Origin of the sequence: Moorena sp. SIO2C4 (genome assembly GCF_010672485.1) — a bacterium.
GTDB classification, from domain to species: domain Bacteria; phylum Cyanobacteriota; class Cyanobacteriia; order Cyanobacteriales; family Coleofasciculaceae; genus Moorena; species Moorena producens.
This window is the reverse complement of the sequence record NZ_JAAHGN010000308.1, coordinates 1-7,340: the sequence shown is the minus strand read 5'-3', so window position 1 is coordinate 7,340 and position 7,340 is coordinate 1. Positions and strand designations below refer to the sequence as shown.

Below are 7,340 nucleotides of genomic sequence, written 5' to 3'. Positions count from 1 at the left end.
GAGCAACTGGCGTGGTTTCCCCCACTCGCTATTGCATCAAGACAATATATTTTGATTTTATTGAATCCCTTGCTATTTAAGGGGTAATCGCTCATTTAAACTACTCATGGGTGCATCTCATTTTTGCTGTTTGACACGGTGGTGCGTTACGGGGCGGGCTATCCAAACCCTGATTACGAGGCGAAAAATGAAGGCTCCCCTAACGCACCCTACGCAAAATTTTCAAATATGAGATGCACCTCTACTCATTTACTATAATCAGTTTAGGAGAGCCTGGAACTTTTACTACCATCAGTTCAATAAGTTCATTAGTTTTGATAGGGATTCGGCTTATTTATTGCACTTTATGAATATTGAATAGTCCTCAAAACCTTGATTAATCAAGGGTTACGACTTATTCAGCAAGCCCTAATTAGTTTGTAAGTAATTAGTTGGGCTGAGCTGTTGGTGAGCAATTTTGATTTGCTGACGTTTAGAGTTAAAGTTGATTAAATACTGATAGATTTAAATGATTACAAATAACATCTCAATAGTAATAGATGAATAGTAACCGGCTAATATTAACTAGCTAATCTTAACGGACTATAACTAAATAATTAATAGTAAATAGCTAATAGTAACATACGAATGGACAACTCTCCTGTGACATCTTTTCCTGAAACTCCTTTGGCGCAAGCCATGATACAGCGGTGCATCCAACTAGCACGGCAAGCCCTGGGACGTACTACACCCAACCCTTTAGTGGGTTGTGTAATTGTCCGGAATGGGGAAATTGTTGGGGAAGGGTTTCATCCCGCTGCTGGTGAACCCCACGCGGAAGTGTTTGCCCTCTCAGAGGCTGGGGAAAATGCTCAGGGAGCAACAGTTTACGTGAATCTGGAACCCTGCAATCACTATGGTAGAACCCCTCCTTGTACAGAAGCGTTAATTAAGGCTGGAGTCGCTAAAGTAGTGGTGGGGATGGTGGACCCTGATCCACGGGTATCTGGAAAAGGTATTGAACGGTTAAGGGCGGCTGGGATTGAAGTGGTGGTAGGTGTGGAAGAGAGTGCTTGCCGTCAGCTCAATGAAGGCTTTATTCATCGCATTCTTTACCAGCGTCCATTGGGAATTCTCAAGTATGCCATGACCTTAGATGGCAAAATTGCTGCTACTAGTGGTCACAGCAAATGGATTACAGGGGAAAAGTCCCGCAGTTGGGTGCATCAACTACGATCAGCTTGCGATGCAGTGATTGTGGGCGGTAATACGGTGCGTCAGGATAACCCCAATTTGACTAGTCACAATCCAAACGCACCGAATCCCCTACGGGTGATCATGAGTCGCACCCTCGACTTACCGAGAGATGCTCGTGTTTGGCAAACGGATGATGTGCCTACGTTGGTGTTTACAGAGGTCGGAACTGAGGGAGATTTATATCAACATCTGGTCAACCAGGGTGTAGAGGTGGTGGTATTGAATCCCCTGACTCCTTCTCAAGTAATGGCATATTTATATGACAGGCAGCTTTCGAGGGTGTTATGGGAATGTGGTGGTATCTTAGCTGCAAATGCGATCGCAGATGGTGCAGTCCAAAAAATCTTAGCCTTTATTGCTCCAAAAATCATCGGTGGTCAAGGTGGTCCCTCACCAGTAGGAGATTTGGGCTTGACACTCATGACTGATGCTCTAACCTTAGAACGAGTCAGTTGGCGTCAGCTAGGATCGGATTATGTAGTGGAAGGTTATATACCTAATAGGGAGTAGGGAGTAGAGTAGGGAGTCGGGAGTCGGGAGTCGGGAGTCGGGGTAAGAAAATTTACTTTACCTTATTCAAGGCTATTTAGTGCTGGGCGCAAGGCTATTTTTAGAAAAAATATATCTATAAAATTTGAGATAAAAACTGTTTAGTACGTTCATGTTGAGGATTGTTGAAAAATTCCTGGGGTGTACTTTCTTCCACCAACTTCCCATCAGCCATTAATACCACTCGGTCTGCCACTTCTCTAGCAAAACCTACTTCGTGGGTAACGCAAACCATAGTCATCCCAGAATCAGCAAGCGATCGCATGGTATCGAGTACCTCTCGCACCATCTCCGGGTCTAGAGCTGAGGTAGGCTCATCAAATAACATGATTTTAGGCTGCATTGCCAAAGCACGGGCAATAGCTACCCGTTGCTGTTGTCCCCCTGACAGTTGACCGGGATACTTCTTAGCTTGTTCGAGAATACCGACTTTCTCTAACAGCTGCATGGCAATTTCTTCAGCTTTTGCCTTTTTCCAGCGCCGCACCCAAATCGGAGCAAGGGTAACATTTTGCAGCACAGTGAGGTGAGGAAATAAGTTAAATTGTTGGAAAACCATCCCCACTTCTTTGCGAATAGTATCAATGTTTCGCAAGTCATGGGATAGTTCAATGTTATCAATAATAATTTTTCCTTTTTGATAGTCTTCTAGAGCATTAAATGTCCTAATAAAGGTGGATTTACCAGACCCGCTAGGCCCCATGATCACCACTACTTCTTTTTTCTTGACTTCTAGACTGACACCACGCAGAACATGAAATTGGTTGCTGGCGTACCACTTATGAACATCTTGAGCGATGATCATGGATTCGGTATCTCCGGCATTCCCTGGGTCTTGAGGAGAAGTGATCGGTTGTTGATTGGTCATGATTCTTTTCCCTTTAGTAACGTTGGATTGGCTTACAGGTTAAAGGTTACAGGTTGAAAGTTAGAGGTTGAAGGTTAGAGGTTGAAGGTTAGAGGTTGAAGGTTACAGGTTGAAGGTTACAGGTTGAAAGTTAGAGGTTGAAGGTTACAGGTTGAAAGTTACAGGTTGAAAGTTAGAGGTTGAAGGTTAGAGGTTGAAGGTTAGAGGTTGAAGGTTAGAGGTTGAAGGTTACAGGTTGAAAGTTGCAGGTTGAAAGTTGCAGGTTGAAGGTTACAGGTTGAAAGTTACAGGTTGAAAGTTACAGGTTGAAAGTTACAGGTTTAAGGTTATATAGCGTTTATCGCAGTTATGAGGTATTTTCTTCTTTGACGTTGATTCCCTGTCTTCATGCACCCCAGGGCTATTCCCTATTCCCTATTACCTATTCCCTATTCCCTGTTCCCTGTTCCCTGTTCCCTAAAATCCATAAATTGTGTACCTCATAGCTATGAGAATTGCTATAATCTAGATTCAATGGTCTACATTCAATTGTTTTTCCAGACGTCGGCTGGCTGTGGACATGGCGTAACAAAATAACCAGAATAGGACTCCGTCGAATAAATATACTTCTTGATAGGGGGTTTCAAATTTGGCTTGGGCAAAGATAGAATCACCGATACCAAGCAACTCCACTAGACCTACAACAAATAGGAGAGTTGTGTCTTGAAACAGACTAATAAACTGACCGACAATAGCAGGAATAACAGCTTTGAGTGCCTGAGGTAACACAATCAGCCCTACGGATAGGGGAGTATTTAAACCCAATGCTTTGGCAGCTTCGATTTGACCTGTAGGTATAGATTGCAGTCCTCCTCGTACATTCTCTGCTAAGTAAGCAGCACTAAATAAAGTCAGACCGATTATTGCCCTTAACACCCGGTCTGGTCGCATTCCTTGTGGTAGAAATAGTGGGATAATTACTTGTCCCATGAACAAAATCGCAATCAGAGGTAGTCCTCGGATTAGTTCAATGTAAAGGATAGAGAAGCCGCGCACAACTGGTAAGGTACTTTGTCGTCCTAAGGCTAGTAATACACCTAGGGGAAAACAGATTAAAATACTGACGACTGCGGCTAAGACATTCAGCAGTAAACCACTCCATTGATTAGTGGATACCTGTTTTAGTCCGAGTCCTCCTCCCAGAAGCCACAGGAAGATTAATAAAGCAATAAACCAAGCTAAAGGTAACCAATTCCCCAATTTCGGTTGAGTCTTAGCAACCTGTTGTGCTCCCCAAGCACTAGCTACCAGTAACACTACTATTCCTAAGAGCAATAAGCGATAGGGAATTGCTACTGGAAATAGCACTAAGATAGCACCACTGATCACAAGAGCTATTAACACATTGCGACTAAATAGAGTAGGAACATTTCTTGCTAAAACTCCCCAAGTTATCCCGGAGAGGAATACAATAATCCCCAGAATCAACCATGGACGCCAGTTTTCTGTGGCGGGATAGGTTCCTACAAAAAATAGACGGAAGTTAAGCTTAATAACATCCCACTGGGCTTCAGTCGTTGCCCATGTTATCAAGCCTTTTACGGTTACGAATAGAAAACCGAAAACAGTAACCGTTAGTATGCTATTATACCAAGTACTAAATAAATTTTTCTTTATCCAGGTAACTGGATTAACCTGTAGTTCAGGGGGTGGTGCTAGTTCAGGAGGTTGAGAATTAACAGTAGTCATTATCTAGTTATAAGTCAACAGTTAACCAATTATCTTTCCTGCAATTGAACTGTCCGATTCAATAGGTTCATTACGAAAGAAATGATCAGGTTAATGGTTAGATAGGTCAGGGGTATGATCACCACGATTATTTCGATTTCATGACCCGCTTGGTTGAAGGTGGTTTGAGCAATAGAGTAGATATCTGGATAGCCAATAGCAGATGCTAAACTAGAGTTTTTGGCTAGGTTCATATACTGGCTGTTTAGGGAAGGGATAATTACCCGCAAGGCTTGGGGAAAAATAACTAACCGCATAGCTAAGCCTGACTTCAGTCCCAAAGATCTTGCTGCTTCCCACTGTCCCTTCTGTACTGACTCTATTCCAGCTCGGACAATTTCCGCGATAAACGCACCTGTGTAAAAGACTAGACCAGCTAGTAAGGCACAGAACTCAATAGTTAGCCGGAGTCCGCCTTCAATATTACCTGTGTCGATAACTTCTTGCGGTCTTTGCCAACCAAAACCGATGATGATAATTAAGACAGCAGCAATTGCGATCGCAATTAAAGCAATTAACTGGGGCTGACCGGATTGTGCTTGTTCTACCATCACTTTAGTGCGCCACTGCCAGATGAAAACTGCTGCGATCGCACCGACTAGCAAAACCACCAACCACAGAAACAGCTGGGTGGTGAAGGGGGGCCAAGGAATATAAATTCCCCGCTTGCTCAAAAATATCGACCCAGGTAACTGAATTTTTTCCGACAGTTTTGGCAGTTGGAAGAAAACCCCAAAGTACCAAAATAGCAATTGCAGCAGCAGTGGTGTATTGCGCACCACTTCCACATACACCAGACTCAGCTTACTCACTAGCCAATTGTCAGAAAAACTAGCTATCCCGGCGGTAATACCAACAATAGTTGTCAGGATAATCCCAAACACCATCACCCGCAATGAATTGGCCAGTCCGATCAATAAAGCATAGCTATAGGGGTCAGTGGCTTTGTAGGGAATGGGAGTATCGCCAATACCAAATTTGGCTTGATCTTGGAGAAAATCAAACCCCAATTTAATCGCTTGTTGCTGAATATTTCGGCTTAAGTTGGTGCCTAGCCATGCCACGACCGCAATCACCACCAGCACAAATAGGACTTGTATGGCAATGCGCCAAAATCGGTCATCCCGCCACAAAGGAGGCTTTTGACCTATATTGCTTGTCATTCGTTAGTTGTTTAGGTTGCAGGTTACAGGTTGGTTTGTTGAAGGTTGAATGTTGGTTGGTTGAATGTTGGTTGGTTGAATTTTGCAGGTTGTAGGTTGGTTACAGGTTTTAGGTTTTAGGTTTTAGGTTTTAGGTTACAGATTTTAGGTTTTAGAGGCTGTTTTAAAAGTGTTGGATGCTACTCGAAACCGCTCCCTAGCCCCCCAAATTTGGGGGTAATTTGGCTCAAAGTCTTCCAGATTTGGGGGATCATCGTGGCTCATGCCAAACATTTGGTACTTCTCAAACATCCTCTTAGGTTTTAGGTTTACTTTCAACCTTCAACCAATCAACCTTCAACCAATCAACCTCCAACCTCCAACCTTCAACCTTCAATTTTCAACTTTAAACATTCAACTTTTAACCAATAAACCTTCAACCTGAAACAGTTAACAATCCCTTAACGGAAGGGTGGAGAATACAAAATACCCCCACGAGTCCAGAGGTCATTCAGACCCCGATTGAGTTTGAACTGAGAATTTTTACCCAAGTTACGGTCATAGACTTCGCCGTAGTTACCCACGTGCTTAATCACTCGCGCTGCAAAATCGTTTTCTAAACCGAGACCTTTGCCTAATTCACCTTCAACACCTACGAAGCGTTTGACAGTCGGGTTAGGACTGTTACTCATTTGTGCCACATTCGCCTTAGTAATCCCTAACTCTTCGGCTTCAATCAAGGCGAAGGTAACCCACTTAACTACATCAAACCAAGCGGAGTCATTATTAATAGTCACTGGTCCCAAGGGTTCCTTGGACATGGTAACATCTAGAAGTACATGATCATCAGGCTTAGGCAGAGTGCTACGTTTGGCCAATAGTTGGGATTTATCAGAAGTCATGCCGTCACAACGTTCTTCGTTATAGGCAGTATAGGCAGGGTCTGCTTTCTGAAATACCACTGGCTCAAATTCGACACCTGCTTCCCGCATCTTGTCGGTTAAATTCAACTCAGTAGTGGTTCCAGTTTCCACACAGACGGATTTTCCTTTAAAATCTTTGAGTGTCTTAATCCCACTGTTTTTGCGCACCATCATGCCCTGACCATCATAAAAGGTAGTAGGGGCAAATTCTAAGTTATTGGTAGAGCTATCTCGGCTAAGAGTCCAAGTGGTATTGCGCGAGAGCATATCCACTTCACCATTCCGGACGGCGGGAAATCGCTCCGTGGAGTCAAGGTTACGGTACTCTACTGCTTTTGGGTCATCAAACAAAGCAGCAGCAACTGCTTTACAGACATCCACATCTAGCCCGGAGTAGTTACCGCTCCCATCCACAAAGCTAAATCCGGGAATGCCACCGTCAACACCACAAATCAGCTTGCCACGGCTCTTGACTATATCTAAGCGGCTTTGTTTAGCGCTTGTCCCACCTCCTTCACAGGCTGTTAAGGGTGCAACTAATACTAGAGTGGCTAGTACCAGAGAACTCCATTTAGGCATAAGTTTTTTCTTGGTCTTGTTTTTTAGATATACAACGGCCTCACGCGATCAGCTGACATGAGCTTCCGCTGCTTAAGCTTGCTTGCATTTTAGATCAAGTTGGTTAGATTACTTATGCAGCTAGATTAGTTATCTAGCAAAGGTAACAGGGAGTAGGGAGTAGGGAGTAGGGAGTAGGGAGTAGGGAACTTCCGATCAAATCAAAAATTATCACAATTCCTACACGGATTGCTATCCTATGGATCGGCTGCTAATGGGTAAGTAAAGTAGACTTCG

At 43.6% G+C, this 7,340-nt stretch carries 6 protein-coding genes; 2 read left to right on the top strand and 4 right to left on the bottom strand.

Translation table 11 applies throughout. The features are described 5' to 3' along the window. Window positions 1–627: 627 nt before the first annotated feature. Complete coding sequence (ribD, locus tag F6K20_RS17175) at window positions 628–1,746, top strand: bifunctional diaminohydroxyphosphoribosylaminopyrimidine deaminase/5-amino-6-(5-phosphoribosylamino)uracil reductase RibD (RefSeq protein ID WP_287295419.1); 1,119 nt, start codon at window positions 628–630, stop codon at window positions 1,744–1,746. 115 nt (window positions 1,747–1,861) lie between these two features. Here the strand turns inward: ribD and F6K20_RS17170 are convergent, their stop codons facing one another. The 3 genes from F6K20_RS17170 to F6K20_RS17160 form a co-directional block, all read right to left on the bottom strand. Continuing rightward, window positions 1,862–2,653 carry an amino acid ABC transporter ATP-binding protein gene (locus tag F6K20_RS17170; protein ID WP_287267878.1) on the bottom strand — a complete coding sequence of 264 codons (792 nt, stop codon included), beginning with the start codon at window positions 2,651–2,653 and terminating at the stop codon, window positions 1,862–1,864. Window positions 2,654–3,163: 510 nt separating this feature from the next. Then, window positions 3,164–4,381, bottom strand: a complete 1,218-nt coding sequence (locus F6K20_RS17165; protein WP_008186454.1) for an amino acid ABC transporter permease — start codon at window positions 4,379–4,381, stop codon at window positions 3,164–3,166. Between the two features lie 29 nt (window positions 4,382–4,410). Further along, window positions 4,411–5,583: an amino acid ABC transporter permease gene (locus F6K20_RS17160; RefSeq protein WP_071104663.1), complete on the bottom strand. Its 1,173-nt coding sequence runs from the start codon at window positions 5,581–5,583 to the stop codon at window positions 4,411–4,413. A 262-nt stretch (window positions 5,584–5,845) separates the two neighbouring features. On the opposite strand from F6K20_RS17160, the gene F6K20_RS17155 reads away from it, so the two are divergent. After that, complete coding sequence (locus F6K20_RS17155; protein ID WP_287295417.1) at window positions 5,846–6,007, top strand: hypothetical protein; 162 nt, start codon at window positions 5,846–5,848, stop codon at window positions 6,005–6,007. A 16-nt stretch (window positions 6,008–6,023) separates the two neighbouring features. Here the strand turns inward: F6K20_RS17155 and F6K20_RS17150 are convergent, their stop codons facing one another. Beyond that, window positions 6,024–7,064 (bottom strand): amino acid ABC transporter substrate-binding protein, encoded by a 1,041-nt coding sequence (locus F6K20_RS17150; protein ID WP_287267882.1) that lies wholly within the window; start codon window positions 7,062–7,064, stop codon window positions 6,024–6,026. Window positions 7,065–7,340 lie beyond the last annotated feature (276 nt).

Coding starts and splice junctions, on each gene's coding strand:
- ribD (WP_287295419.1), top strand. CDS start 628: ATGGACAACTCTCCTGTGACATCTTTTCCTGAAACTCCTTTGGCGCAA.
- F6K20_RS17170 (WP_287267878.1), bottom strand. CDS start 2,653: ATGACCAATCAACAACCGATCACTTCTCCTCAAGACCCAGGGAATGCC.
- F6K20_RS17165 (WP_008186454.1), bottom strand. CDS start 4,381: ATGACTACTGTTAATTCTCAACCTCCTGAACTAGCACCACCCCCTGAA.
- F6K20_RS17160 (WP_071104663.1), bottom strand. CDS start 5,583: ATGACAAGCAATATAGGTCAAAAGCCTCCTTTGTGGCGGGATGACCGA.
- F6K20_RS17155 (WP_287295417.1), top strand. CDS start 5,846: ATGCCAAACATTTGGTACTTCTCAAACATCCTCTTAGGTTTTAGGTTT.
- F6K20_RS17150 (WP_287267882.1), bottom strand. CDS start 7,064: ATGCCTAAATGGAGTTCTCTGGTACTAGCCACTCTAGTATTAGTTGCA.